Annotated in this window: 21 protein-coding genes; 13 read left to right on the top strand and 8 right to left on the bottom strand. The window is 61.3% G+C overall.

Annotated elements, in window-relative coordinates:
* Nucleotides 1-103 precede the first annotated feature (103 nt).
* Nucleotides 104-1,222, bottom strand: coding sequence for a helix-turn-helix domain-containing protein (locus BSP239C_RS00880; RefSeq protein WP_101569729.1), 1,119 nt, complete (start codon nucleotides 1,220-1,222; stop codon nucleotides 104-106).
* A 78-nt stretch (nucleotides 1,223-1,300) separates the two neighbouring features.
* Nucleotides 1,301-2,614, bottom strand: coding sequence for an SLC13 family permease (locus BSP239C_RS00885; protein ID WP_101569730.1), 1,314 nt, complete (start codon nucleotides 2,612-2,614; stop codon nucleotides 1,301-1,303).
* Nucleotides 2,615-2,973: 359 nt separating this feature from the next.
* Between BSP239C_RS00885 and BSP239C_RS00890 the strand changes: the two genes are divergently transcribed.
* The 6 genes from BSP239C_RS00890 to BSP239C_RS00915 all read left to right on the top strand — a co-directional run bounded on the left by BSP239C_RS00890 (nucleotide 2,974) and on the right by BSP239C_RS00915 (nucleotide 11,082).
* Complete coding sequence (locus BSP239C_RS00890; protein WP_101569902.1) at nucleotides 2,974-3,441, top strand: nuclear transport factor 2 family protein; 468 nt, start codon at nucleotides 2,974-2,976, stop codon at nucleotides 3,439-3,441.
* Entirely contained in the window at nucleotides 3,438-4,808 is a 1,371-nt protein-coding gene (locus tag BSP239C_RS00895; protein WP_257929988.1) for a cytosine permease, read from the top strand. Before BSP239C_RS00890 ends, BSP239C_RS00895 begins: the two co-directional genes overlap by 4 nt.
* A gap of 231 nt (nucleotides 4,809-5,039) precedes the next feature.
* On the top strand, nucleotides 5,040-7,391 hold the full coding sequence (locus tag BSP239C_RS00900) for an HNH endonuclease signature motif containing protein (protein ID WP_101569731.1): 2,352 nt from the start codon (nucleotides 5,040-5,042) through the stop codon (nucleotides 7,389-7,391).
* Nucleotides 7,392-7,603: 212 nt separating this feature from the next.
* Nucleotides 7,604-9,079, top strand: a complete 1,476-nt coding sequence (locus BSP239C_RS00905; RefSeq protein WP_101569732.1) for a sensor histidine kinase — start codon at nucleotides 7,604-7,606, stop codon at nucleotides 9,077-9,079.
* Complete coding sequence (locus BSP239C_RS00910) at nucleotides 9,076-9,843, top strand: response regulator transcription factor (RefSeq protein WP_101569733.1); 768 nt, start codon at nucleotides 9,076-9,078, stop codon at nucleotides 9,841-9,843. Before BSP239C_RS00905 ends, BSP239C_RS00910 begins: the two co-directional genes overlap by 4 nt.
* 87 nt (nucleotides 9,844-9,930) lie before the next feature.
* The gene (locus BSP239C_RS00915; RefSeq protein ID WP_226830668.1) at nucleotides 9,931-11,082 is read left to right on the top strand and encodes an acyl-CoA desaturase; all 1,152 of its coding nucleotides are present in this window, start codon (nucleotides 9,931-9,933) and stop codon (nucleotides 11,080-11,082) included.
* Nucleotides 11,083-11,231: 149 nt separating this feature from the next.
* Here the strand turns inward: BSP239C_RS00915 and BSP239C_RS00920 are convergent, their stop codons facing one another.
* The gene (locus BSP239C_RS00920) at nucleotides 11,232-12,059 is read right to left on the bottom strand and encodes a hydrolase (RefSeq protein ID WP_101569735.1); all 828 of its coding nucleotides are present in this window, start codon (nucleotides 12,057-12,059) and stop codon (nucleotides 11,232-11,234) included.
* A 129-nt stretch (nucleotides 12,060-12,188) separates the two neighbouring features.
* Nucleotides 12,189-13,397, bottom strand: a complete 1,209-nt coding sequence (locus BSP239C_RS00925) for a hypothetical protein (RefSeq protein WP_101569736.1) — start codon at nucleotides 13,395-13,397, stop codon at nucleotides 12,189-12,191.
* Nucleotides 13,398-13,519: 122 nt separating this feature from the next.
* Between BSP239C_RS00925 and BSP239C_RS20645 the strand changes: the two genes are divergently transcribed.
* From BSP239C_RS20645 to BSP239C_RS00955, 6 genes are all read left to right on the top strand, one after another.
* Complete coding sequence (locus BSP239C_RS20645) at nucleotides 13,520-14,089, top strand: TetR/AcrR family transcriptional regulator (protein ID WP_180958871.1); 570 nt, start codon at nucleotides 13,520-13,522, stop codon at nucleotides 14,087-14,089.
* A gap of 144 nt (nucleotides 14,090-14,233) precedes the next feature.
* A complete protein-coding gene (locus tag BSP239C_RS00935) occupies nucleotides 14,234-14,830 on the top strand; it encodes a TetR/AcrR family transcriptional regulator (RefSeq protein WP_101569737.1) in 597 nt (198 codons plus the stop codon).
* Between the two features lie 253 nt (nucleotides 14,831-15,083).
* Nucleotides 15,084-16,490, top strand: a complete 1,407-nt coding sequence (locus BSP239C_RS00940; protein WP_180958872.1) for an MFS transporter — start codon at nucleotides 15,084-15,086, stop codon at nucleotides 16,488-16,490.
* 13 nt (nucleotides 16,491-16,503) lie between these two features.
* Complete coding sequence (locus tag BSP239C_RS00945) at nucleotides 16,504-17,853, top strand: amidohydrolase family protein (protein ID WP_257929989.1); 1,350 nt, start codon at nucleotides 16,504-16,506, stop codon at nucleotides 17,851-17,853.
* Nucleotides 17,854-17,863: 10 nt separating this feature from the next.
* A complete protein-coding gene (locus tag BSP239C_RS00950) occupies nucleotides 17,864-19,525 on the top strand; it encodes an amidase (protein ID WP_101569740.1) in 1,662 nt (553 codons plus the stop codon).
* A 102-nt stretch (nucleotides 19,526-19,627) separates the two neighbouring features.
* Nucleotides 19,628-20,818 (top strand): M20 family metallopeptidase, encoded by a 1,191-nt coding sequence (locus BSP239C_RS00955; RefSeq protein ID WP_101569741.1) that lies wholly within the window; start codon nucleotides 19,628-19,630, stop codon nucleotides 20,816-20,818.
* 18 nt (nucleotides 20,819-20,836) lie between these two features.
* Here the strand turns inward: BSP239C_RS00955 and BSP239C_RS00960 are convergent, their stop codons facing one another.
* The 3 genes from BSP239C_RS00960 to BSP239C_RS00970 are packed head-to-tail and all read right to left on the bottom strand — an operon-like array spanning nucleotide 20,837 to nucleotide 23,252.
* Nucleotides 20,837-21,574, bottom strand: coding sequence for an MgtC/SapB family protein (locus BSP239C_RS00960; RefSeq protein WP_101569742.1), 738 nt, complete (start codon nucleotides 21,572-21,574; stop codon nucleotides 20,837-20,839).
* Nucleotides 21,575-21,603: 29 nt separating this feature from the next.
* Complete coding sequence (locus BSP239C_RS00965) at nucleotides 21,604-22,662, bottom strand: saccharopine dehydrogenase NADP-binding domain-containing protein (protein ID WP_101569743.1); 1,059 nt, start codon at nucleotides 22,660-22,662, stop codon at nucleotides 21,604-21,606.
* Entirely contained in the window at nucleotides 22,659-23,252 is a 594-nt protein-coding gene (locus BSP239C_RS00970; RefSeq protein WP_101569744.1) for a hypothetical protein, read from the bottom strand. The genes BSP239C_RS00965 and BSP239C_RS00970 overlap by 4 nt, the downstream gene beginning before the upstream one ends.
* A gap of 82 nt (nucleotides 23,253-23,334) precedes the next feature.
* On the opposite strand from BSP239C_RS00970, the gene BSP239C_RS00975 reads away from it, so the two are divergent.
* Nucleotides 23,335-23,901, top strand: a complete 567-nt coding sequence (locus BSP239C_RS00975; RefSeq protein ID WP_101569745.1) for a TetR/AcrR family transcriptional regulator — start codon at nucleotides 23,335-23,337, stop codon at nucleotides 23,899-23,901.
* 90 nt (nucleotides 23,902-23,991) lie between these two features.
* On the opposite strand, the gene BSP239C_RS00980 is transcribed toward BSP239C_RS00975, so the two are convergent.
* Complete coding sequence (locus tag BSP239C_RS00980) at nucleotides 23,992-26,475, bottom strand: ABC transporter permease (RefSeq protein ID WP_101569746.1); 2,484 nt, start codon at nucleotides 26,473-26,475, stop codon at nucleotides 23,992-23,994.
* Nucleotides 26,476-26,570: the final 95 nt, after the last annotated feature.

Genomic DNA, 26,570 nt, shown 5'->3' on the forward strand with positions numbered 1-26,570 from the left:
GGTTTCGGGCGCTGTTTCGAGATTAGGGGAGTGCAGGCCAATAGGCAGTGGATGGATGTCTCGACTTCGAGCACCTCGGTGTGCATTTCAACCCCTCGGCCGATCAGTCGTCCTGCGTCAGGATCAGGGCGATCGCTGCATCCCGGGGGATGGTCACGTCCAAACCGGTGATGTCGTGGAAGGACTGCAGACGTTTGAACACAGTGTTCCTATGGACAAAGAGCGAGTCGGCTGCTTCTTGAACGGAGCCGTGTTCCAGGTATGCGGCGATGGTTGTGGCCAGACGGCTCAGTCTCTCAGTGCGCTTCTCACCGGCCGGGGTCGCAAAGTCACCGAGCAGTTCATGCTCGAAGCCGCTGATGCGCGATTGAACTGCGGTACGTGCAATGGCGGCGAATCCTTCCCTCACATTGACCGCAGACCTGCCCGGGTGAAGCTCGCCGAGGTGTTTGGCCAGTGCCGCTGCGCGCGGCACCTGACCTATTCCGTCGATCTTTGCTATGTAACCGCCTGGTAGACCGGGTAGTTCATCGACTAAGGTGATCAGCTTGCGCCGGTGACGGAACAGATAGGTCATCTGTTCGTCTCCGTAGGAGTGCACTTCGAGCGTCGAGAATCTCTGCCCCAACTCATCGGTCACGACTTTGGTGGGCACTGCAATGAGTTCGAATTCACCGGTGTGCCTCATCCCAAGCACTGTGGCGATGGCAGTTATCTCGTTCTCGTCGGCATAGCCGGAGAACAGTTTCGTCAGGGCACGTTCGCGGGCGGTCCTGCGCGAGCGTGCCATCTCCTCTGTCTCGTTGAGGAACGACCGCTGCACCTCGGTCGCATAGCGTTCCACCACATCGAGGACGCGTTCTCCATTGTCCATGAGCACACTGGTGAGATCTGGCTGCGCTGCCCGATGGAGTGCTCGCCACAGGACCCGAAAATTGATGCGCACAGCCTCTGTGAAGTGGTCGACTCGCAGACCTTGCCGGGCTCGTCGTCGTCCCAAAGCATCCGGAAGTGCCGAATCTTCGGCTACGTGTTCCGCAGCCGAGAGCCGACGGAGGAAGAGGTCGAAGACCTGCTCAGCGGTTCCGTTGAGGTCGGACTTGGGCACGCGACCGTGGGTGTAGCCCTCATGTTCAGTGAGTTCGCCAAAGAAGTCCTCGAGAAGCTGCGGAGTGTCTTGTCGCACTCGCTCGAGGAGCTCATGCCAAAGCGGATCGGTCATACTGCATTGTTGCACCGTGGGGCGTCAGCGAGGTGGGATGAGGAGGCTGGCAAGACGGACACGCTCGAGAGAGACTTCTCATTTCATCAGCATTGTCGGCACAGCGGCCACCACCCAGGCCAGTCCGGGACCGATCAGGCACATGAGGCCCGCGTAGCCGATCATCTGCTTGTAGTAGCGATCACGGATCGTCGAGTGAACATTGGCCAGCAGCATTGCTCCGTTGGTCGAGAAGGGGCTGATGTCGACGATGGTTGCCGCAATCGCCAAAGCTGCGACGAAACCGCCCACATGCACGTCCCCCGATTCGAGGAATGGCACGGCCAAGGCGATCACGACGCCGATGATCGCCAGCGATGAGGCCAGCGCAGAGATGAGGCCCGACATGTAGAAGAGCAGGAGGGCAGCCAGCAGAGGAATTCCGATCGCCGAGATCCCCGTGGAAACCCACTCAACTGTGCCTGCTTCCTGGAGCACAGCGATATAGGTGAGGACACCAGTGATGAGAATGACGACTGACCATGACACTTTCGTCATCGCAGCCTTACCCGCGGCTGGGTTGATGAAGGTGAGGACGACGGCGATCGTAATCGTCACGATCCCGACGTCCCAGCCGAAGATCAGTACGGACAGTGCCATGGCGATGAGTCCGATCAGGGTCGGAACCTGGCTCAGCGTCAACCTTATGGTGCTTGTTGCGACGGCGGAGTTTCCGGTCCCCGAACTTCCTGTTTCAGAACTCTCGATATCGGAACTCGCATTTCTGGCGGACGGGGCGTCGTCTACCTCGGCGCGCAATCCGGGTCGACGACGGAGGACAACGTAGACGACGAGAGCGAAGACCACGTTGAAGATCAGCGGCGCGAAGAACAGTGACACTGGAGTCGGAGCCAGGCCGTTCCTGGCGAGGTAGTCGTTGATGAAGATGCCGTAGACGCTGATGGGGGAGAAGGCCCCCGCCAGCGCGCCGTGGACGACGAGGAGACCGACCATGAACTGGTTGATCCGATGCTTGCGTGCGAATGACAACGCCAGCGGCGCGATGATGGCGACGGCGAAGAGCGCACCCAGGGAGATGAGGATCGCGGTGAGCGCGAAGAAGATCCACGGCATGAGCGCAGTCCGACCGCCGACGAGCTTGACGCACCAGTTGACGATGACCTCAATGACCCCGTTGTTCTGGGCGAAGCCGAACAGATAGGTCAGACCCACAAGCGTGAGGAAGAGGTCGACGGGGAAGCCGGCGAGGAACTCCTCTGGGGCCTGGTGGAGGACGAGACCGCCGACTCCTGCCGCTGCGACGAAGCCCAGCAAGCCCATGTTGATGTCACGCCAAGTGCCGATGACGAACATCAGGCCGAGGACGATCACGCAGATCAGTTCCGCACTCATGGAAGCAGTGTCTCCTTCATCTTCACTATGACGATCATCGACGCACGGTTGCGGCGGGAGCTGCGGATGCAGCCGCACGTCACACGCTCTTCAACCTAAGCGAAATCTCAATTGCTGACAGCGCTATCTCGCGATGCAGGCAGTGGCTTGGGCGTGGAGTGCGCCGCTGCGGGTGGTCGGTGGCGCTGTCCGCAGTGGATGGTCAATTCCAAAATCACTCCACTGCGTACAGTGTGCTGGGTCACCAAATCACTAGAGTTTCACTCGGCCCATCAGCTCTGCCTGCGGCTGGCTGTGAGAACCTGCGACCGCCCGCGAGAACCTGCGAGAACCTGCGACAAAGAAAGTTGACGATCGTCATGCCCAACGATGTGAATGAACCCAGCCACGCCGAGGTGCTTCGCGCCGCCGACGCCATCGTCGCCGCCTTTGCGACGACCGATGCGAAGGCCTACTTCGCAGCATTTGCCCCAGACGCCACATTCATCTTCCACCCCGAGGACAACCGCTTGGACTCACGTGCGGAGTACGAGGAGACCTGGGACTCATGGATAGCCGACGGATGGTCAGTAGCCGACTGCGTCTCCTCAGCCAGGCTCGTGCAGACCTTCCCGGGCGGAGCGGTCTTCTCTCATACCGTCGATACGACGGTGACGACGAGGGAGGGCGCAGAATCGTATCGGGAACGTGAGAGCATCATCTTCCGCCACCTCGGCGACGGAAATCTCCTGGCGATACACGAACACCTGTCGACCGTCCCCGACGCTGTGCCTGCCGATGAGTCTGCTGATGCAGAACCCAACGTCGCCGAGGTGGTCGCCCAGTGAACTGGTACCGCAGCCTCGAGTCGCGCTTGGAATCCGGAAGCGACGATTCCGGAGTCATCCGCGGGCACTTGGGCACCAGACGAATGTTCATGATCTGGTTGGCCGCCAACCTCGTCGTGACAACCATGCTCACCGGCACACTCTTCGTCCCGGGCATCGACTACGTCACCGCCGTCATCGTCATCATCGCAGGCACAATCATCGGCACAATCGTGCTCACTCTGATCGGGAACATCGGCACCCGCACCGGGCTGGCCACCATGGCGATCACCAGGGGAGCATTCGGCCCCAATGGCAGCTATCTGCCCGTCGCAGCCAACGTCGTCATCCTCATGGGCTGGAGCTGGGTCCAAGCCATGCTCGCCGGCATCAGCGTCAACTTCGTCGTCGCGCAGACGACCGGATTCTCCAACCCGATCCTCTTCTCCGTTCTGTGCCAGGCTCTGGTCGTCGGGCTTGCCATCCTCGGGCATGAGGGCATTGAGAAGGCCGAACCTTGGTTCGCGCTCCTTATCCTGGCGGTCATGGCCTATGTCTTCGTCATCGCCTTCAGCGGGCACTCACCGAGCGAATACACTGCGGTTCAGGCCGATCCCAGTCTGGAATTCACCCCGGTGCTCGCTCTCGACATCGTCATCTCGACTGCGATCTCGTGGACTGTGCTCTCTGGTGACCTCAACCGCCTGGCCAAGAGTCAGAAGTCAGGGATCATCGGTTCCGGCCTCGGCTATATCGCCTCCACGGTGCTTGCTATGGTCCTCGGTCTCACCGCCTTCAGCTATATCCTCCTCGACGGCGCAGGCGCGGCTCCCTTCGACCCGACTGCGCTGGCCGCGGAATTCGGGTGGGCGTTGGCGATCGTCATCTTCCTGTCCGTGATGGCGACGAACACGATGGTTGTCTATGGGATGGTCAACTCAGTCGTCGGCGCGCAGCGGCGGACGAAGCTGAAGTTCCTGCCAGTGGCATTGGTGCTCGGGATCGTCTCGATTCTCGGGTCGACCTGGCTGGCCCTGCTCGACCAGTACACGGACTTCCTCACAATGATCGGGGCCTTCTTCGTTCCCGTGTTCGCGATCCTCATCGTCGATTACTACATCATCAAGCGCCGGACCTATACGAGAGACATCTTGAGTGACGCCGGCGGAATCTACGCTTATACACGTGGCGTCAACTGGGCCGCCGTTGCTGTGTGGGTTATTGGTGCGCTTGTGTCCTACCTGTTCACCTATGCTTTCCTGAGTCCGATTGGGGCGACTATTCCATCGTTCCTCGCCTCGTTCCTGTTGTATCTGGGGCTCTCCTGGCGTTCGCGCCACCGATTCGCCGAGGTTGCCGGCGGGCATCTGTCCGAATTCCGTAAGTGAGTTGTCCGGGCCCCAGCCGCCGTGTGAAGGATCGCGTGTCAGTGCCGTCTGAGAGCATGAATAAACGAACTGAGCTGCGCGTGATTAAAGCGTCATAGAGTGAATCAGAAGTTTTCTTTGAAAAGCTATATACAATTAACAATCGAATAACATAGAATATAATTAGCAGTTGACTCACTCAATGTTCTACTCACTCCTCCCGACGATGACGTACGAGGCAGGTGACACACAATGAAAAACACATCCGCAACCCACAATGAGAAGCATCGCGAAGGCAACGGAAAGGCCGACCCCGCTGGCGCAGACGTCGGCACGGGTAAAGACGACAGCGTGTCTCCTCGCTACAGCGTTCGATACGAATCCAGCGTCACCGATCTCGGGAGTGCATCTGCAGAGTACGACCAAGCTCAGCTGAAGGTTTATAAGGTCAGCTCTGGAGTCATTCTCGAACAGGTCATTCAGCACTACGGCACCGACGTTCCTGCGGGGGACGCCCCGTACACGTTCACCACGATCGCCGGTTCGGTCGATCGCTGCAAAAAGTCCTCCAACGAAGAGCACGTTCGGGATGCCGATCGGCGAACGACCGTGAGCGATCTTGCGTGGACTTCGGCACCGCCGGACGAATTCGAAAGCTACCGAGGCTGTACTGATCTCGTGATGGTCGGCGACACACCGACGACGGTGATGCACTACGACGCCGAATTTGCGCGGAGTGTCCGATCACCCGAGGTTGAACCTGAGCCCGAAATCGTCGAATCTCCAGACTTTCCCGGCTTCAAACCTGACACCGATTTCTCCAGGTGGGTTCACGACAATGTGTTCACCGAGGACATTGTCGAGATCTCCGCGGTCTTCGGAACTTCCACGCCGCGCACCTACCGTCGCCTGACCGCGGCCATGACGGTCATTCACGGACTCCCACGATTCGCCGACCGCGTCAGCAACGGCGAATTCACCCAAGCTCACGTGGATGCGGCCGCCGATCTATGCCAAACGGTTGCCATGCGGTTTCTGCCCAGGTTGGATGAGCATCTCGCAGTCAGGAGGGCCGATGTGACGAGCGAGTACTTCCGCACCGCACTGCGCAAGAAGATCCAGCTCCTCGAACCAGCAGAAGACCGTGCCGAAACAGTCGCGCGTCGTCGCCGAGTAGATGTCGACACTTTCAAGGATGGAACCGCATGCATGTCGATAACGGGCCCTGCAGCTGAGGTTCATGCCAGCTTTCAGCGCATCCAAGCCATGGCACGAGCGATCCATGCAGGACAGGCCAACACTTTCAACCTGGCACCTGGTGTCGAAGTCATCGACGAGCGCACCATCAGCAACCTCATGTTCGACATTGTCACCCGCCCACAGCCGAAACTCAGCATCAAGGTGAAACGGATCGACCCGGTGACGGGCATTCAGGGCACTTCCGAATCATCACTTCTTGACGACAGCGGGAGTCCGTTGTTTGACTACGACGGCCAAGGAGTTAGCGGGCTAACTGACTGTGTCAAAGACGCGGCAACACCACCTGCGAGTGGAAGAGCCTTCGCCCCGGGTTTGCCTCGGCAAGAAGAAGTCACAGAATATGACATTACCGTCGGCATGCCCACCGACCAGTGGTGGATGGCGAATCAAGCCGCAGTCGTGGTCACGGTTCCGTATCTGACGCTGACCGGTGTATCGGAACTGCCTGGAACAATGGCCGATGGTTCGCCAGTGCCGGCGGAGACCGCACGACGCATTGGGGCCCGTTCGAAAACGCTGACGAGAATACTGACCGATCCAGCCACAGGCACACCAATCGACGCAAAAGCCACCACCTACAGGATTCCAAGCGATGTTCGGAAAACACTCGTCGCCAAGTGGGCGATCTGCACGGTACCTGGGTGCAACCGAAGGGCAGAGAAGTCAGAGATCGATCACATTATTCCGTTCGACCATGACCATCCCGACCAGGGCGGACTCACTCGCTTCAGCAACTTGCATCCACTGTGCAAAAAACACCATGCGGTGAAGACTGCCCGAAGCTACTCGGTGCGGATGCCGCAATCTGGCCTGGTCGAATACGAGTTCTCTCACGGCGTGACGGCAACAGTTGCGGCACCCGATCAGCCCGTCGACGCAGCTCAAGCCCTCGAGTTCTATGCACTGACTGAGATCGGTTTGAAAAAGTGGTGGCTCCCAACGGAAATGGTTCCTCCGCCGCCGTATATTTTGGAGCTCATGCCCGGGGAGACCACGATTCGAAAACGTGAGGATGCGAGGCAGCGTGAACAAGAACGTGCCGACCACCGCCGACGTTTGCAGAAGGACTATGATCTGACGAAGGTCAGACGCCGACAACTGATGGTCGATCGCATGTTGGATTGGGACAATGCAGCATTCCAACCCTGCCTGCCACCGGGGTCGAACTCTGTAACTATGAAGCGACTTCCGCGGGGCCGTCGCAGAGGTTACCCAAGCTCCAGGGCGAAGAAGAGACTAGATGGCTGGTCTTCGAAGGCCGAATACATGCGTATGAGCAGAGAGTGGCAGGCTGCGCGCGTGCAATGGGAACACGACCTCGCGAAAGACCCTCCACCATTCTGAACGTCACTGATTCGGACTGACTGGCTGGCAGAAGCCAGGGACCACCTCGGCGGTCTCTGGCTTCTGCTGTGTCATTGGACGAATAGAAATAGGACCGGCTCGGAACTCTCACGGGACGCATAGCCGTGTTTGCTAGTGTCGCACTGACAAAGTGTGCCAGGTGATTCGACCTATCGGGTCGGCTCGCGGCCGCAGAAGGAGAACCGGAATTCGTGCTGCTCAGTAAGCTGTTCGACAGATTCCTGCCACCGGACCGCAGATTCAACCCTGAGGCGCTGGCCTGGGTGGCGGTGATCTTCACTGCTATCGTGATGCTCGCCGTCGAGTCCTCAATCGCGGTCGGGGTCCATGAAGCCCCCGTTGCGCTGGCATTCATCGTCACCGTGATCCACGCGGGGTCGATGCCGCTGTCGATGTTGCGCCCACTCTTCGGTGCGATCCTCTCGGTCATCGCGTGCGGTGTCCTGCCGTTGCTCGGCCCTTACCTTTCGGGTGCTCCCTGGCCATGGATGGTCCCGATGATGATCACGCAGATCCTCATCATCCTCATCGTCGGACTCCGCGCCCATTGGGGTGTGGCGTTGGCCGCGCTGCTGGCGAGCATCGCGATCTCTGCTGCGGCCGCCGTCTTCGGCCATATTCAGTACCCCGAAAGCGGGTCGGATTCCTCGATCGTCAATATCGTGGTGTTCTCCTGCATCGCGGGTGGATTCTATGTGGCCGCAGTCATCGTTCAGCAGTGGCATCTGATCCGGTCACAGCTGTTGCAGGAACAGGAGAACACCGCCGAGGAGCATTCGAAGCGTGTCGTGGTCGAGGAGAAGACGCGGATTGCCCGCGAACTGCACGATATCGTCGCCCACAGCATGTCGATTATCAACATCCAGGCTTCGAGTGCACCATTCCGCCACCCCAGCATCGATTCGGACGTGGTGAAGGAGTTCGAGGACATCTCCGTGTCTGCACGCCATGCTCTCACCGAGATGCGCGGACTGTTGGGCGTGCTGCGCAATGACGATGCGGGCCAACAGCTTGCCCCGCAGCCGAAGTTCTCTGAGGTGGAAGGCCTGGTGAACAAGGCGCAGCAGGCCGGTGTCAACGTCACTATGGAACGCAGCGGGGGACCGCTTGATCGCAGCTTGCGCGACAGCACCGGGCTTGCCGGGTACCGCATCGTTCAGGAAGCGCTGAGCAACGCCATCCGTCACGCCACCGATTCCCACATTCACATCATGATCGACAGCGGCGGCACCGCACTGTGGATCAACGTCGTCAACACTGCCGGGAACGGCACTTCGGAGGTGACGAAGAACGAGCTCCACCGTCATCAGGGACTGATCGGGATGCGAGAACGCGCCGCCTCGGTCGGAGGCGAGCTGCGAACCGGTTGGAACCGCGATGGCGGTTTCGAAGTCGAAGCGGTGCTGCCGTTGGCTGTGGCCGATTCGCGCAAAGATAACTCAGCTAAAAACGACTCGGGAAAGGGCACGTCGCTTAAGACTGACTCAGATAAGACGGGCTCAGACAAGACGGGCTCACACACAAATGCGGGTGCGGACAGCAGAAACGCAGGTGCAGACACCTCAGACACAGGTGCAGACACCTCAGACACAGGTGCAGACAGCACGGGCACCGGCATAGACGAGGCATCAGTTCAATCGCAGGGCGACGAGAGGAGCAACGCGTGATTCGCATCGTGATTGCTGATGATCATGCAATGGTTCGAGCAGGCTTTGCCGCGCTGCTCGACGTTCACCCCGACATCGAAGTCGTGGGCCAGGCGCAGGACGGCGTCGAATGCGTCAGCCTCGTCGCCGAGCTGAAACCCGACATCGTCCTCATGGATGTGCGCATGCCAGAACTCGACGGCATCGAAGCCACCCGGGAGATCCTCACCTCCGGGACCCGGCGGGTCGCTCGACAGAATGATCGGGTGCCTGTGGGGCCGCAGACCGCCGATTCCCGAAGGTCGAAGTCGACATTGAGCACGATGGGTACAAGCACCATCGACGACGATGTTCCGCGCATCATCATGCTCACGACCTTCGACATCGATGACTATGTCTTCGATGCGATCCGCGCCGGTGCCAGCGGCTTCCTCCTCAAGGATGCTCCACCCAGTGAACTCGCCGAGGCGGTGCGGGTGGTGGCATCGGGCGACGGGTTGTTGGCCCCGAGCGTGACCCGCCGCGTCATCGAACACTTCGCCGCAGGACCTCAGGTATCAAACGCGGCCGCACTGCCGGATCTCACCGACCGCGAACGGGAGATCCTGGTGTTGGTGGCCCGCGGTGAGACCAATACGGAAATCGCTGCCTCACTCTTCATCGCCGTACAGACCGTGAAGACCCACATGTCGCGGATTCTCTATAAACTCGACGCTCGAGACCGCGCCCAAGCGGTCATCGCCGCTTACGAATCGGGACTCGTTGTGCCCGGCGCGCAAGTCTGATGACACAACCCCCTACCTGGGTAGGGGGTGAAATACGGTGCTCTGGGGTGACGCCAAAGCGATGGTCGCCCTCGTACTGTAAGTAATATGGAACCAGTAGATGTCGTGAATAGGTCGCTGTCGACACCCACCCTTGGGAAAGAGTCAAGGGCCGAGGTGCTCGAACGAAGGCGCGCCAACCGCGGCACCGACAAACAGGAATTCACCAGCGACTTCAGTGCGCTGATGGCCCAGGTGAAAGAGGCCGGCCTGCTGGCACGTCGCCCCGGGTGGAACACCCTGCGCTTCGTCCTCTTGGGACTCTCCTATGTCGTCGCATTCGCGATGCTCTTCCTAATCGGCGAAAGCTGGTGGCAGATGGCCACAGCAGTCGTCTTCGGAATCCTCTTCACCCAGACCGCATATGTCGCCCACGACGCGGCACACCGTCAGATCTTCACCAATGGCAAGGTCGGCGAGTGGGTCTCCACGATCGTCGGCAACCTATTCATCGGCCTCAGCTATGGCTGGTGGCTGAAGAAGCACAACGCACTCCACCACGCCAACCCGAACAAGGCTGGCGTCGACGGTGACATCGCCCCGGGCGCCCTGATCTTCGACCCTGAAGACGCTCACGGACTCACCGGACTTCGGAAATGGCTCGCCGCGCACCAAGGGTGGTTCTTCTTCCCTCTGCTCACACTGGCTGGTCTGCAGCTGCACGTGAACTCGGTCAAGGCGATCATCGTGGGTCAGTCTTCGATCAAGCGCCGTTTGATCGAAGGCATCTTCATCGGAATCCGGCTCATCGGCTTCCCTCTCATCGCCATCTGGGCCGCCGGGCCCCTCATCGGCATTGTGTTCACGATCGTCCAGGTCATGGTCTTCGGTCTGCACATGGGCGGCTCGTTTGCGCCCAACCACAAGGGGCAGCCGATCGTTCCCAAGGACGTGAAGATCGACTTCCTGCGCCGCCAGACATTGATGTCACGCAATATCTCGGGAGGGCGTCCGATGGGCTTCCTCATGGGTGGACTGAACTATCAGATCGAACACCACTTGTTCCCCAGCATGCCCAGCGTCAACCTGCACAAGGTTCAGCCGATGGTCCGCGAATACTGCGCCCAGAAGGACATCAAGTACACAGAGACGACGCTCTTCGAATCATTCGGCATCATCGTCCGCTACCTCAACCGGGCCGGACTGGGTCAGGCCGACCCCTTCGACTGCCCAGTCACAGCACAGTTCCGCTCACGCTGATTCCACGCTAGGTCAGTCACAGCGAACGAACCGACCAGCGGATCCTACAGGCGTACCCCCACTGCCCACCTCGGTGGTGGGGGTTTTCTGCCTCATACATGAGACTCAAGTACGCGGGTCCGGTCAGATGGTCAGGTCAGGTGGTCGTGTCAGGTCAGGTGGTCGTGAACTCCTGAGACCCACTCGGCGTAGCGTTCGGCTGAGGTTGCCACTGCCTCTTTGGCTCCGGTTGAGATCATCTGTCCGAAGTTGCCGTACATGCGATCGAAGTCGAGGTCGGTCACCGAAGCGGCGATGGCTCTGACAGCTCGTGCCGATAGCGGCAGATAGTTGGGGAAGCTGCGCATGAACGTTACCCAGCCCGACCGGGCGACCGGTGCGATCGAGTCTCCGCTGAGCATGACACCGCGGCCGTCCTGGCCGGTCCACAGGGCCACAGCACTACCTGGGAAGTGGCCACCCGTGCGCTGCAGGCGGACTCCGGGAACGGGTTCCGCGACGTGATAGTAAAGCCAGATGTTGGGGCCCTCACGCTGGACCCAGTCGGCATCTGCACGGCAGACGAAGATCGGGGCATCGTCGAAGGCTGCGCTCCACTCGAGCTGCAGGCCGAACATGTGGGGGTGGCTGGCTGCGATAGCCTGAACGCCGCCGAGGTCTGCTACTGCGGCGATGACGTCTTCGTCGATATATGGCGGGACGTCGAAGAGGACATTGCCGTGCTCGGACTGCGTCAGATAGCACGTCTGCCCGATGCCCAGTTTCGGTTCCACGCGCAGAGCGTAGAGACCGGGTTCTCGCTCGACGATGGAGACGCTGTGGTATTCGGATACTAATTCTTCTCGCGTCGTCCAGTCCTGACCAGCCGAGGGCAGCCACTGGCGCTCATCTGCACAGATCGGACACACGTCCGGGGGAGGCGTGCACGTCTCGACACCGCACGTACGGCAGATTGTCACGTTCGTCAGTGCTGTCATCGGGGTGTACCTCCTGCACCCGAGGATAGTCCTCGAGTGCAGGTGGGGCCAGGTACCCGATGATTGGTGTGGCGCGACCTGCCTTCATCGGCTTCTCACCGCTGGAGGAGTTCTGGCAGATCAGGCAGCTCAGCTCACGGCAACGCGCTTCCTCGAATGAGCCTTGAGGTGACCGACGAGAATGAGGACGATGCCTAAGACGAACCATCCGATGAGCACCCACCACTGCATCGCCATGGGTGCGTCCGGGAAGTAGGAGAGGTCGCGCAACAGCGTGCCCGAGGCGCCCGGGACCAGGAACTGTCCGATGTCGCCCCAAGCCCCTGCGAGGAACTCCTTCGGTGCCTGGAGAGAAGCGATCGGGTTGCCGATGAACATCGTGAGCACAGCGCCGATCGCAATGCCGCCGGGGCCTATCAGCGAGACGAAGCCGTTGATGAGTGCCGCTGTCGCCGCTACAGCAAGGCCGGCCGCCAGCATGTTGAGCCCGAAATTGCCCTGCAGAATGCCGAACCACGACTGCAGGACGAGAGTCAGTGCGAGTCCGCCGATTGCGCCGTAGGCCACCACCGCGACGGCCCGCATGCGGCGGGAGTGGACGATCATGCTGGTCAGCACACCGCCGACAATTCCACCGATGGTCAGGGGCAGGCCGGCGATCGCGAGACCAGCACCGGTGGAGTCGTTGTCGTTGAGCGGCACGACGTCGGTGACCATGACCTGAGGTACCTCCATCGCCGGGGCGGCTGGGGCCTGTGCCTGATCACCTGGGTTTCCCTGTGGTCCGCCAGGACCTTGAGACGCAGCCATTGCCTTCTGCATCTTCTTCATTCCATCGTGCATGCCGGAGATCGCCTGCTTGTCGATCTTCTGCTGCATCTGGGTGGCGATCCCATTGAGCTGCTGGGCCACCGGTGGGGAGGCCGCGGTCGAAGTGAGAATCTCGGGTTCGTCGCCTAAGACGAATGCCCCGTAGACCTCACGCTCTCGGATGAGCTGCTGCGCCTCGGCGCGAGAATCGACCTTCTTGAGATCGAGCATGCCATCGGGCGCGTTGGACACGACCTGATCAATCTGCTCCTGATCGCCGACGGCGGCAATCGGCAGATCTTTGGGTTCAGACGTGACCGTCGGCCAGCTGAACGCCAGCAGAATGATGGTGACGATGGCAGCAGCGAAGACAGCGGCGAGCAGAGCCTGCTTGATGCTGGGCTTGGGTGCCCTCTCATTGGCAGCGGCCGCTTCCTTATCGGTTTCGGCGGCGGCCTTGTTGGCCGTGCTCTCGGTGTCGTGGCCTTTCCCGGCGCCGTCCGAGGTGCTGAGGATTCTCGTCTGCATGCCTGTCCAATCATTGAAAACGAATACTCGTTCTTTTTACTCCTGCGGGTACGATATATCAAGAATGGTCATTCGTTTTTGGGGGATTGGTGCCGAAGGTCACGGACGAACACAGGGAAGCCATGCGCACGCGAATTCAGGATGCCGCGCTTACATGCTTCTTTCGCAAAGGCTTTGCCGGCGCTTCGATGGCCGACATCATCAAGGAGGCGGATCTCTCCGCAGGGGCAGTCTATGTCTACTATTCGTCCAAAGCTGAGCTCACGCTCGATGCCGGCAGGCGAATCATGGAGCAACGCGCAGCCGAACTTCAGGATTTCGGATCAGCAGGCGAGGTTCCACCACCGCAACAGGTCTTCCCGCAGCTTCTGAACACGATCCTCCACGACACCCCATTCGCCCCACTGCTGCTGCAGGTGTGGGGAGAAGCAGCGCATTCCCCAGACTTCGCTCAGATCGCCGCGGAAATCTACAACGATCTCATCGAACGCTTCGCGGCATACCTGAGCGTGTACTACCAGCGGGGCGCAGGGCTGGCTGAAGGTGAGGCAGAGGCCAAGGCACACCAGATCGCCCCGGCGATCCTCGCTGTGATGCAGGGAGCCATCGTCCAGACCACGGTCCTCGGGGATGAGTCACGAGGGCGGATCACGAGCGCGATCGAAGCACTCCTGACCGAGCTCGTGGACTGAGACTCGCTGGTTCGAAGCCCTGCTGGCTGACCTCGAGGACTGACCTCGAGGACTGAAATGATCCACTCCGGCGCCTGTCTGTCTGCATATACGAAACGGAACGTACTGTTGCACAAGTCACTGTGAGTGTGCCAAGATGCAGATATGACGCAAGCCACACCAAGGGGTCGACCGCTCGACGACGAGCTGACCGGACGGGTGCTCAACGAAGTGCGCGAGGCCCTCGATGCTGTGGGTTACGTCAATTTCAAAATTGAGAAGATCGCAGCGGCCGTCGGCTGCGGCAAAACTACGATCTATCGCCGCTGGCCGACTAAGGCCGAGCTCGCGGCGGCGGCAATCCTCGATGGAGTCGACCCCGGAGAAACTCCGGACACAGGCGACGTCGTTGAGGACCTGGTTGAGCATGCGTGGCAGCACCTCAGGAACTTCAAACAGGAGGGACAGCAGAAAGCGACACACAACCGTACTCTCCTGGCGATGTTCGACGCTGAGGTCATTCCACTGATCGAGGCTCGCTACATGAAGAAGCGTCACGAGATGGGTCGCGAAATCCTGGATCGTGCCGTTGCTCGTGGACAGTTGAGTGAAAGCCTCGATCAGGATCTCATCATCGACACCATCGCCGGTCTGACCTTGTTTCGTCTGTCGCTCAAGCCCGATGCCAGGGTCCACAGCGATGTCGAACTCAAGGACTCCTACCGACGACTGATCCGATCTCTGGTCGCATCGCCGGACTGACTTCCTGACGGGCTGACGTTCCCTCCTCTGCCCGAGCCTGTTTGTTGAACCTGGTTCGTGATCCGTAACCCGGTCATCGAGCCGCCATTTGTGCACCACACCTCGCACTACGATTCGCATCACTATCACTGGCGCCACAATCCGCGCTACCTCTTTGCCGAAACGCATACATATCTGCCAAAACAAAGACACGCTGACCGCATGGCACTGCCGCCATGTGGTCGACGGTCGAACCCGAAAGAAAGGAATCAGTGTGTCCACTCCTCCGACTTCACTGGTGAACAAGTCACAGAAACGTGTGCTGGCGGTCGTTGGCTTCCTCGTCTTCGTCGAATTCTCCAGCGGTTTCCTGCAGGGCTACTACGTACCTCTGTTGAACAATATCCGCGACCACCTCGGCGTCACCGATGCATCGATCGCCTGGTTCATCACCGTGCAGACGCTGGCCGCAGGTGTCTGCGTGCCGATTCTGGCCAAACTCGGCGACATCTTCGGCCACCGGCGAATGCTGCGGATCGGAATCGTGTCCGTCCTTGTGGGCACCGTGCTCGTGGCGTTTGCTCCCAGCTTCCCCCTCGTCCTCGTGGGCCGCATCCTCTCCGGACCGCTGGCAGTCTGGCTGCCACTGGAACTGGCGATCGTCCATAACCAGATCCAAGGCGAGACCGCACGCCGAGCCATCGGCATGCTCATCTCCTCGCTGACCATCGGTGCTCTGGCCGGAACACTGTGCGCCGGATTCTTCTCCTCGTTTCTGGAATCACCGGCAGCCCGTCTCAGCGTGCCAGTCGTCATCGTGGCCGTTTCGGCCGTTCTCGTGTTCACAGTGATTCCCGAATCCACCGTCCGGACCTCACGAGCCATCGACTGGCCAGGGTTCATCCTCCTCGCTGTGTTCATGCTGGCGCTTCTGTCGGGAATCAGAATGCTCGGCGCGGAACCCGGTCTCGCCGTCGCCGTCCTTGTGATCGCGCTCGTGCTGATCGCGGTCTTCGTCTGGTGGGAACTGCGTTCCAAGACCCCAGCTCTCAACCTCCGGGTCCTCTTCTCCAACCGCCTCTGGCCCGTCTACCTGACCTCATTCCTCTTCGGCATCGTGCTGTTCGGAACCCAGAGCATCACCACGACTTTCCTCGCCGGCCAGCCGGATACTCTCGGATACGGGTTCGGCTTCAGCGCCGGACAGATCTCCCTCGTCACCGGCCTCAACATGCTGCTGGCCGCAGTGGGTGCGATTCTCTATTCCAGCATCGCCGCGAAGATCACGCTCAAAGGTGTCCTCATCCTCGGTACGATCAGCGTCGCCGTCGGACAGGTGATGCTCATCGTCGGGCACCTGGCGTTCCCCGTGGTGCTGGTGTCCATCGCTCTGTCGGGTCTGGGCGGAGGCCTCCTGCTGGGCGGCCTGCCCGCAGCCACCACCGAGGCATCGCCAGACGATGAGACCGGTATTGCCACCGGCGTCTACAACTCGGTGAAGACCCTGGGCGGCGCCATCGCGGGCGCAGTCTTCGCCTCGACATTGGGTCTCTTCCTTATCCCGGAAGCCGGAGCATCCAGCATCGGCGGCTACATCACCGTGTGGGTCATCTGCGCGGTCGCCACCGGAATCTGCCCAATCTTCCTCGCCATGATGCGATCACATCGCACCGCTGTGTGAACAATGATCAACAATGGCACCTGAAACGCTTGTTCTCCCGATGAAAGGATCATCACCACTCATGTCGACCGCCTACCTGCCCACCACGAACAGCGATTCCGAGCACATCCTCCTGCGCGGAGCCACCCTCATCGACGGAAACGGCGGCGACCCGCTCACCGACTCCGAGATCGAGGTCGAAGACGGACGCATCGTCTACGCCGGTGCCCAGCGCACCCAAGGGGCCGCCTCGGCGGGGGAGAGGCCTCGGATCATCGACCTGCAGGGCAAGACGATCATGCCCGGCTTCATCGACTCCCACGTGCACTTCGGACTCTCAATCGAGAACCAGATGGCGAACCTCGCCCGCTTCGCCTCGGAACGCATCGTGCGCAGCGCAGTCAATGCTCGGAACACGCTCATGGCCGGGGTCACCACGGCCCGCGACCTCGGCGGAACGGACCGCGGCGTGCGCGACAGCATCACACAGAGCCTGATCCTGGGGCCGCGGATCCACCTGGCCATCACACCGCTGTCGCCGACCGGTGGGCACACCGACTTCACGATGCCCAACGGCATGTCGACCATGCCGGAGATGCCCATCAATCCGATCATCGACACCGATGACGATGTCCGCCGGACCATTCGCACACTCGTACGTTCGGGGGCAGACGTGATCAAGGTCTGTACCACCGGCGGCGTTTCGAGCCCTTCGGACACACCCGATGACATCGGAGTTCCCGAGGAGCATGTGCGGCTCATCGTCGAAGAGACAGCCAAACGTGCAGGTCAGCCCGTCGCCGCCCACGCTCAGGGGGCCGAAGGCATCAAGGCGGCTATCCGCGGCGGCGTCCGGTCCGTTGAGCATGGGTACGGCATCGACGACGAAGGAATCGATCTTATGCTCGAGCATGGAACGTTCCTTGTCCCGACGCTGAGCAGCGCACTGCGGGTCCCGGACCCGAAGAACGTCCCCGGCTACCTGTATGAGAAGAAGGTCAAATGGTCCGCGATCGCCCGTGAACGCGTGGCTGTGGCGATGTCGGCAGGTGTGAAGGTCGCGCTGGGCACCGACGCCGGCGTGTGCCCTCACGGACTCAACCTGCGCGAAGAGATGCATGCCGTCGAACTCGGCCTGACACCGATGCAGGCGATCGTGGCGGGCACGAAGAACGCGGCCGAACTGCTTCGCCTGTCGGCAGATGTGGGCACCCTCGAAGAGGGCAAGCTCGCCGACCTCGTCGTCGTCGACTTCGATCCGCTGGCCGATATCACCCAGTTGGCCGAACCCGACAACGTCAAGGCTGTTGTCCAGGGAGGCTCCCTGGTCAAGGACTCCGCCGGATGGTTCAACGCCGCAATCGCGGCCTCGGCACTGGGCTGACACGGTGACCATGCACGACCAGACGGGCACAGCAGACGACCAGACGGGAAAAACCGTCTCGGCGCGGGGAGGAGCGGGAGACATCATCCGGGCCTATCCTGACCTCACGGCACAGGTGGAAGCTGTGGCCTCTGGTGATATCAGTGCGGTGGAGCTGCTGCAGGATTCGCTCGCCCTCGCCGAGGAGGTGGGAAAGGACGCAGGTGTCTTCCTCTGCCGCTTCGACGAAGGGGCGATGGCAGCGGCGGAGGACGCCGACCGCGGGGGTGGGAGTTCGAATGCCGGAACCCGGCCTGGTGGCATGTTGGCCGGTGGCCCATTGTCCGGTGTGCCCGTGGGAATCAAACCGATGATCGCAGTCGCCGAAACAGCGACGACGGCGCAGAGCCAGGTCTTCGACCCGACATTTCACTCGGGCCAGGACGCTGAGGTGGTCGCTCGTCTGCGCGCAGCCGGTGCGGTCATCGAAGGAACGACGAGCATGGCCGAGCATGCCGCTGGTCGCCCGGACCCGGCGCTGAGCTTTCCGATTCCCCGGAACCCCTGGGATCTCAACCGGTGGCCCGGCGGCTCCAGCTGCGGAACGGCGATTGGAATCAGCCTGGGCATCTTCGCCGGAGGGCTGGGCACAGATACCTCGGGCAGCTGCCGCATCCCGGCGGCGTACTGCGGTATCACGGGACTTCGTCCAGCGCGTGGAACGGCGCCCATGGACGGCATTCTCCGGGCCAGTCCCACACTCGATGTGGTCGGGCCGATGGGCAGGAGCGCCCGCGACTGCCGTCTCCTGCTCGACATCATGGGCGGCAGCGACACAGCAGCGGGGGAGGGCGCTGCTCAGCGCCACCGGCTGCATGCCGGAGACCCGAACACGGTCAGACGGGTCGGCGTTCCTTCACAGGTCCTCGAATCCGACCGTATCGCCTCGGCTGTGAGCACCGCTTTCTCCCGGGCACTGGTCGATCTCGTCGCCAGCGGTGTCGACGTCGAATACGTCGACCTGCCCATCATCGACGATCTCATCGCCACCACGATGGTCATCATGGTTCGTGAGATGTTCGAGGTTCATCGGCACACGCTGTGCACGCGGTGGGGTGACTATGGGCGATCCTTCAGGCGGCTGGCCGTGCTCGGAGCTGCCGTCCCCGATGTGGTCTATCACCGAGCATTGGATGCGGCAACGCCGCTGGGCGCTCGCCTCGACGAAGCACTGTCCGGCGTCGATGCCCTCGCTCTGCCGACGTGGCCAGACTCCGCACCACCCTATGTGTTCAAGGGCGGCACTCCGCAGGAGGAATGGAATCTCACCGCAGCGTTCTGCGCCACCGGGCACCCGTCCCTGGCGCTGCCGATGGGCTTCGACCAACGTGGGCTGCCACTGTCCCTGCAGCTGGTCGGTCCCCTCGACGTGCAGAACCCGCACCGGGGAAACTCGGTGATCCTCGACATCGGTGAGGCATTCCAGACCAAAACCGACCACCATCAGCATTTCGCACCCACCGATCCTCGTGCACGCGTGAATGCCATTCCCGATCCCGACGATGGAATTGCTGACGATGGTGGCGCGTTCGATCGTCTGCCTGAATCCCTCAAGAAATTGGACATCCCATTCGACGCAGCCGACATCGCCACACTGCACTCGCTGTCTCGTTTCATCGGCAGCCTGAGCTGATCCCCATTGGGTGCATTGACTCATCGGCACCACCACAGACATCGACATCAACACTGAAATCAACACCAACACTGAAATCGACACCACTTAAGAGGAGCCACAATGACGACTGAATTCCGGACAGAGGCCCTGTCGCTGACGACCGAACTGCGTGACCTGCGCCGTGAACTCCACCGCAACCCGGAGCTGGGGCTCGAACTGCCCTTCACCCAGCAGAAGATCCTTGACTCACTTGAGGGGCTGCCCCTGGAGATCACGACCGGCACCAGCCTCAGCTCTGTCATCGCCGTACTCCGCGGCGGCAAGCCCGGCCCCACGGTTCTGCTGCGCGGAGACATGGATGCCCTTCCCGTCACCGAAGCAACCGGCCTCGACTTTGCATCGATCAACGGAAACATGCACGCCTGCGGCCATGACCTGCACGTGACAGGACTCGTCGGTGCCGCCAAACTGCTGTCCGCGCACCAGGCTGATCTAGCCGGAACCGTGGCGTTCATGTTCCAGCCCGGCGAAGAAGGACAAGGCGGAGCGAAGATCATGCTCGAGGAGGGAATGTTCGAGTCCATCGGAACGACACCGGACGCTGCCTACGCCATCCACGTCGCTCCAGGCGTTCCCGGCACGTTCGTCAGCCGCCCGGGCACCGTCATGGCTGGAGCCAACACTCTGCATGTGACGATGCACGGCAAAGGCGGCCACAGCTCACGACCCGAGGACTCCACCGATCCCATTCGTCCCCTCATGGAATTCGGCCAGGCACTGTATTCGATGATCACCGGATCCTTCAGCGTCTTCGATCCCATCGTTGCCGAGGTGACTCAGCTTGAGGCCGGAAACGCAGTCAACATCATCCCTGCGACAGCGAAGCTCGGCGCTTCCGTGCGCACACTGTCAGCCGAGACGACGAAGAGGTTCCCTGTCGTGGCCACCCAGCTGGCCCAATCGATTGCCGCCGCTCACGACTGCACTGCCGAAGTGGTGTGGAACGAGCAGTATCCCGTGACGATCAACGATGCGGAGGAAACCGAGTTCGTTGCGGCGACGCTCAGGGAGACCTTCGGCGACGGCCGTTATGTCCAAGCTCCGGATCCGGTCATGGGCTCCGAGGACTTCTCCTTCGTGCTCAATGAAGTGCCCGGAACGTTCCTCTTCCTCTTCGTCTCGCCAGAGGACGTGGACACGGAGACGGCAGCGACGAACCATTCGCCCGAGGTGCTTTTCGATGACGCTCACCTGTCGGATCAGGCCGCGGCGCTCGCCACTCTCGCCTGGAATCGGTCGCTGCGCGGTTGAAAGACCTGACCGGCTGTATCAGACGGTGTCGCCGTCCTCGTCGACCGAGTGGACCTGATCCTCGCGCATACTCACCTTGTCGACTCCCTCGAGCTCCATGAGCTGGGGGATAAGCAGATGCAGGGGCGGCTTGCCCTCGAACTTGCCGTCGATCTGGACCATGCGCACGCCGTCCTCGTTCTCGAAGCGCTTGGAGTCGACGATCGTGTTGGCGAAGCCCATCGTGGACGCCACCGCGAGGATGTCGCGGAGGATCCCCGAACCGTCCTGATACGTGATCCGCAGCAGCTTACGATGATCACTGTCGGGGATCCGCTTGATCAGGGGCGCGATGACGAACAGCGTCAGCAGGTGCAGGGTCGTGAGCATCACGGCCAAGGACACCATGCCCGCGCCGCACGCCATGCCCACGGCCGCCGTCACCCAGATGGTGGCGGCGGTGGTGAGGCCGCGTACCATGTTCCGACCCTTGAAGATCACGCCCGCGCCCAGGAAGCCGATGCCCGAGACGATCTGGGCGGCGATCCTCGAAGGGTCGAGGCGAACGTCGTTCTCGAGCACACCGGCGAACCCATAGGCCGAGACCAGAGTGAACACGCACGTGCCGATGCCCACGAGCACATGTGTGCGATATCCGGCGCTCTTCTGCCGGAACTGTCGTTCGAATCCGATCAGTGAACACAGGACGAAACTGGCCAGAAGCAGTTTGGCTTCGATGAAACCGGTCGTGCCGAAGAATTCGATGTGAGAGCCCATAGTCCCTCCGACTGTAGTCGCATTGCTGCTCAGCTGCCCATGAGGTGTTCACCACCGCACGAGGTGACGATATCGGCGCCGAACAGTGCTGCGGGAGTGAAGACGCCCGGGCGCCCCGAGCCGGTGAGCAGTCGCTGCGCGATCTCTGCCGGAACGGCTCCGGTGAACTCTTGCGCCTCGCCCAGCCGAAGCCAACCTTCACGGGTCGTACCATCGGCCCAGGTCGCGACTGCGTGGCCCCACGAGTGTTGGCGTGGGGCGTCCTTTGCTTTGACATGAATGCGCCCGAGCTGGCGAGTGGCGACCGAGCGCAGCCAGTCCCAGCGCATGAGTGTGCTCAAGGCAGTGACCGCCGTGCGGGCAGGGAGAGAGGACGGCGCCGCACTGGAGGCAGAGACGACAGAGGGCGCCCCGCTTGCGCGGTGAGCGGCCAACAGCTCCCCGAGCGGCATGCCTGCTGTCGTTGCTCGTGTGCCGTCCGGCAGGGTCAGAGTCATCGCCTCGGCGCCTATCGGTGCAGGCACAAGTCGGCCATCACTGATTCGACGGCCCTGCAGGCTGCCGAGAAGCGAGCCGACCAGGGCTTCACCGGCAGTGCCCTCGGCTGTTGCCATCGACGGCAGCATATCGACCCGAACGTGGAGGGGCGCGGGACGTCCTGCACAGAGCTTCACAACGATGCTCTCGGTGGCAGTCACGCCGAACCCTGCGCCAGTGATGACGCTGTGTTCGGATTCAGCGGCTCTCGACTGGCGTTCGAATGCGGCAGCGAGCGAGTCGGGGTCATTCGCCAGGTCGATGTAATGGCTGCCAGTGTCGTGACAGGCGTCGATGATGAGCGGGGCTGTTGCCGTGAATGGGCCTACGGTGTTGATGACGACCCGAGGCCGCTGCTGTCGAATCTTCTCCGCTGTTGCGACGATCGATGGGCTCACGAGCAGCTGTCCACCAGTCTGCTGCGCAGCGGCTTCGAGACGCCCAGCGTCGCGGCCGACGAGGACTGCCTGACGATTGCGTTGAGCCAATTGCGCTGCGATCGTTTGTCCGCTGCGGCCGGTGGCGCCTATTATCCAGATTTCGTCAGTCATGGTGTGGTTGCTCCTGCTATCGTGACGACGAGTTTGCCGCCCTTTGTTCTACCGAGGTGTTCGGGGTCTGAGGTGCTCGGTCGAGTCACGAGCACCCGGAATGGTTCCGGAACTGCTGCGCGCGCAAATGCAGCGGCTGTTGGGTGAATGCAGACGATGCGCCCACCAGGTTTGCCGAGGGCTCGCTTGATTGCTGGAGACAGTGTGTCAGCAGTGTCGATGGCAACATGGAAATTCGCGCTGAGTACTGCCGGATGGACATCGGGGTCGACGACCGGGTCGATGCCCAGCTTTCGTGCTTTCTGGTGTGCGCTGGCACGGCCGCTTCCACCGACCGACGCTCCGCGTGCCAGCGCGAGTTCACCAGCAGCTCGATCGACTCCGTCCAGCCTCCCGTGGTTGAAGATCGATTGTCCGGGCCGCAGCCTCCTGAACCTGGTCAATGCCCGCAGGGCTGTGGGACCCGCCGTCGGACGTGTCGTAGCCATGACACGGACAAGTACCTCGCCGGTGCGCGGGCGAGAGAGCGCACACTCTTCCGGGACCAGCACTTCTGGTCCTCCGTATCGATGGTGTTGAGTGCGTTTCATCTGTGCCTCTCCTTGTTATGTCACTGTGTGACATCACAATATCACTGCGATGTCACACAATGACATCGGCTAGGCTCGGACCATGGGACGTTGGAGGCCGGGAGCTGGAGAGCGACTGCGAGAGGCGGCGGTGTCGCTGTTCGCGGAGCGTGGCTTTGAGCAGACGACTGTGGGGGACATCGCCGAGCGGGCAGGAGTGAGTGCCCGTACCTATTTCCGTTACTTTGCCGACAAGCGCGAAGTTCTCTTCGCTGACACCACTGACCTGCAGGATCGTATGATGGCGGGTATCGATAGCGTGGCGGCCACTGCTTCGGCGGCGGAAGCAGTGGCCGCCGCCCTTGAGGTGGTTGCAGAAGCAGCGGGCGATGATCGCGAGACCTCGAAGATGCGTCAGCTCATCATCATGGACCATGCCGATCTGCGAGAGCGCGAGCTGATGAAGCTGGCTTCTCTGTCGGCGGCCCTGTGCGAGAGGCTGCGAGACCGTGGCAGCGACGATATCGAAGCCGAGCTTGCTGCGGAGATGAGCATTGTCGTGTTCCGTATTTCCTTGTCACGGTGGATCGATGCCACTGACGACCTCGACCTGCGGGCCATCATTCACCAGACACTGGATCACATGCGGGTCTTCGCTGCTCACAGCTGAATGCAGGCAGGCCGTCGCGGAAGGTGGTTGTCCACCTCGGCGACGGCCTGAGCATGTTGTGCCTGTGATCCATCAGATGCTGCCAGGGAATCACACGGTGGAGGGGATCCACTCCCGATGGTCCACCGATTCTGAATCCGTGGCAGTCCGAGGGACGGGATCGGGATTCTCACCGGCTGCCTCGGCGGACTGGTGCTTCAGTCCGTCGCCGGCAGTGGGTGCAGCTGTGTATTCACTCGAATCCGTGGATGGTGTTGGTGCCGTGAAGTCGATCGATTCGTCTTCGACGATTGTCGACTGCACGGTCTGGCCGGACTGTCCGGTTCGGGCAGGCCGTGATCCTTCCAGTGACCTGGCCTGCTGCCGGGCCTGCTTCTTCCGCTCCCTCTCGTGTTCGAGATGGAGGTTCCCGAAGTCGTGTTCGGTCCGCAGCGGCTTGATGCTGTCGATGAGGAACACCAGTGCCAGGGAGATCAGGCCCCAGAGTCCGAGGACCTGCATATGCTCGGTGACGACATCACTGTCGAAGTAGATGATCGACCGGATAGTCTCCACAGCGGCTGCCATCGGCAGGAAGTCGTGCAGCGTGGCGAAAAACGACGGAATCATGTACTCGGAGATCGCCCCGTTCGAGGCAGGCATTCCGGCGAACATGAGGGTGCCGATGACCGGAATGATCGCGAGCATGCCGATGAGTCTCTCGAAGACCATGGCGAACATGGCGATGCAGAAGACCGCGATGATTCCGGCACCCCACAGCTGAGCGAAGTGACCGTCGACTGCTCCGGTGATCGGACCCGCGATGAGAGCGACCACAAGCGACATGAACGGTGCATAGAGTGCGGTCAGCGGCACCATCCGCTTGAGTGGGCGGCTCCAGGGGTTGGCATTGGCACCGACGATGACGACCATGAATCCGGACATGATCCAGCCCATGGCCACATACATGACGGTGACGCCGTTCTTGTCGCGATCCGGCAGTGCCTTGACGTTGTCGACCTTGAGGTCCATGTCCTGGGCCGAAGCGACCTGATCGAAGATCCGGTTGACGACCTGATAGGCGCTGTTGTTCGCGGCTTCGTTCGCAATGAGACCGAAGTCTGGGTTCTTCTTCGTCGGCAGCACGAGAGCTGCGACCTCGTCCCGGTCCTTGACCTGAGCCCGTGCCTCTTCCTTATCTGTGGTCGCGGTGAAGTCGAACATATCATCGCCCATGGACTTCTCGAGGTCGGCGATCGTCTCCTTCGCCTGCTCGGTCGAGGAGCCGACCACTGTGACCGGCATGTCCTTGGGTGTGGGCGAACCCATCGTGCCCAGCATGAACGAAAGCATCATCGTGACCATGGCCAGTGGGAAGACGATGAGCGAGATATAGCGCCACACCCTCGAATCCGGGCGTCGGCCGCCGTGCAGCGACGGGATGTTGACCGTCAGCGGCTTCGGATCGGGATTGCGTCGATGGGAGATGAAGTCATAGGCCTTCGTGGCCAGCAGGCCGGCGACGGCCCCGACGGCCAGCACCAGGAGATGCCCGGTGACGCCGGCTCCGTCGAAGTAGAGCACCGAACGCAGGGACTCTCCGATGGCGGGCATCGGGAGGAATTCGTGAGTGAAACGGTAGAACGCCGGCATCGTGTACACGGGCATGGACAGGTTCGATGACGGCATGCCGAGGACCATGAGGAAGAGGATGCCGAAGAGCACCCCCATGGCGCCGAAGATCCGGGTGATGAACAGCTGCACGCAGGAGATCGCGAAGACTCCCAGCCAGGCAACGCCGAGAACGGCGACAGTGTCCTTGATATCGACGATGTCGAGGATCGGACAAGCGACCGTCCAGACCAGGCCGGCGATCACCGCAGCCCAGGTTCCGACGATCGGGACGATGCGTTTGAACTTGAGAAGCTCGGGCGAGTTCGAGCGCAGAACGCTGAAGGGCAGGTAGCCGGCCATGACGATCGCAGTCATGAGGAACATCGCGCCGAGGCCCGACGGATCGTTGTCCGGCAGGGGAGCGATGTCCTCGGTGCTGATGTCAAAGCCCTCCTCTTGCAGGGCGGGCATTATGAGTCCGGTGACCGTCGTCGCCTGCTGGACTCCGGCCCCGCCCGCGGTGTAAAGAGTGGCCTTGTTGCCCTTGATGACGACTGCTGCTGAGGCCTCGCGGTCATAGACCTTCTCACGGGCGGTGTGAGCGTCGTCGACTGTCTCCACGTCGAGTGCGTCGGGTTCGGAACCGTTAAGCGCGTACTTCATGTCCGCGGCCTTCGACTCGGAGCCGGTGACGACCACGGGCATGTCATTGGCCTGCGGGGAGTGCATTGTACCCAGGTATCCCGTAATCATCATGCCCACCATGATGAGCGGCATGATGAAGATCGCGACGGTCCGGCCGATCAGTTCGGCTTTGGCACGCTTGGCCGCTGCGGCCTCCGAGTCGACTCCATCGGTGGTATCGGAATCGGTATCGGTATTCTGCTCGGCGCCGCGGGCATCATGATCGTGTACGCCTGGCCCATCGTGAGGGTCGAGCTCACGCGCCTCTCGGCGTGTGCGCGGTGGTGGGGTGGTCACTGTCGTCCTCCTGGTGTTTCGGAAGTCGAGTGATCACCGTTGACCACCTTGAACTCGTCTACTTTAAGACACGTGACTTAGAATTGTGAAATCGG

It is taken from the genome of Brevibacterium sp. 239c (assembly GCF_900169365.1).
Classification (GTDB): domain Bacteria; phylum Actinomycetota; class Actinomycetes; order Actinomycetales; family Brevibacteriaceae; genus Brevibacterium.

Excerpts from the sequence above, each read along its gene's own strand:
- BSP239C_RS00880 (WP_101569729.1), bottom strand. The coding sequence starts at position 1,222 with ATGACCGATCCGCTTTGGCATGAGCTCCTCGAGCGAGTGCGACAAGAC.
- BSP239C_RS00885 (WP_101569730.1), bottom strand. The coding sequence starts at position 2,614 with ATGAGTGCGGAACTGATCTGCGTGATCGTCCTCGGCCTGATGTTCGTC.
- BSP239C_RS00890 (WP_101569902.1), top strand. The coding sequence starts at position 2,974 with ATGCCCAACGATGTGAATGAACCCAGCCACGCCGAGGTGCTTCGCGCC.
- BSP239C_RS00900 (WP_101569731.1), top strand. The coding sequence starts at position 5,040 with ATGAAAAACACATCCGCAACCCACAATGAGAAGCATCGCGAAGGCAAC.
- BSP239C_RS00915 (WP_226830668.1), top strand. The coding sequence starts at position 9,931 with ATGGAACCAGTAGATGTCGTGAATAGGTCGCTGTCGACACCCACCCTT.
- BSP239C_RS00920 (WP_101569735.1), bottom strand. The coding sequence starts at position 12,059 with ATGACAGCACTGACGAACGTGACAATCTGCCGTACGTGCGGTGTCGAG.
- BSP239C_RS00925 (WP_101569736.1), bottom strand. The coding sequence starts at position 13,397 with ATGCAGACGAGAATCCTCAGCACCTCGGACGGCGCCGGGAAAGGCCAC.
- BSP239C_RS20645 (WP_180958871.1), top strand. The coding sequence starts at position 13,520 with ATGCGCACGCGAATTCAGGATGCCGCGCTTACATGCTTCTTTCGCAAA.
- BSP239C_RS00935 (WP_101569737.1), top strand. The coding sequence starts at position 14,234 with ATGACGCAAGCCACACCAAGGGGTCGACCGCTCGACGACGAGCTGACC.
- BSP239C_RS00945 (WP_257929989.1), top strand. The coding sequence starts at position 16,504 with ATGGCACCTGAAACGCTTGTTCTCCCGATGAAAGGATCATCACCACTC.
- BSP239C_RS00950 (WP_101569740.1), top strand. The coding sequence starts at position 17,864 with ATGCACGACCAGACGGGCACAGCAGACGACCAGACGGGAAAAACCGTC.
- BSP239C_RS00955 (WP_101569741.1), top strand. The coding sequence starts at position 19,628 with ATGACGACTGAATTCCGGACAGAGGCCCTGTCGCTGACGACCGAACTG.
- BSP239C_RS00960 (WP_101569742.1), bottom strand. The coding sequence starts at position 21,574 with ATGGGCTCTCACATCGAATTCTTCGGCACGACCGGTTTCATCGAAGCC.
- BSP239C_RS00965 (WP_101569743.1), bottom strand. The coding sequence starts at position 22,662 with ATGACTGACGAAATCTGGATAATAGGCGCCACCGGCCGCAGCGGACAA.
- BSP239C_RS00970 (WP_101569744.1), bottom strand. The coding sequence starts at position 23,252 with ATGAAACGCACTCAACACCATCGATACGGAGGACCAGAAGTGCTGGTC.
- BSP239C_RS00975 (WP_101569745.1), top strand. The coding sequence starts at position 23,335 with ATGGGACGTTGGAGGCCGGGAGCTGGAGAGCGACTGCGAGAGGCGGCG.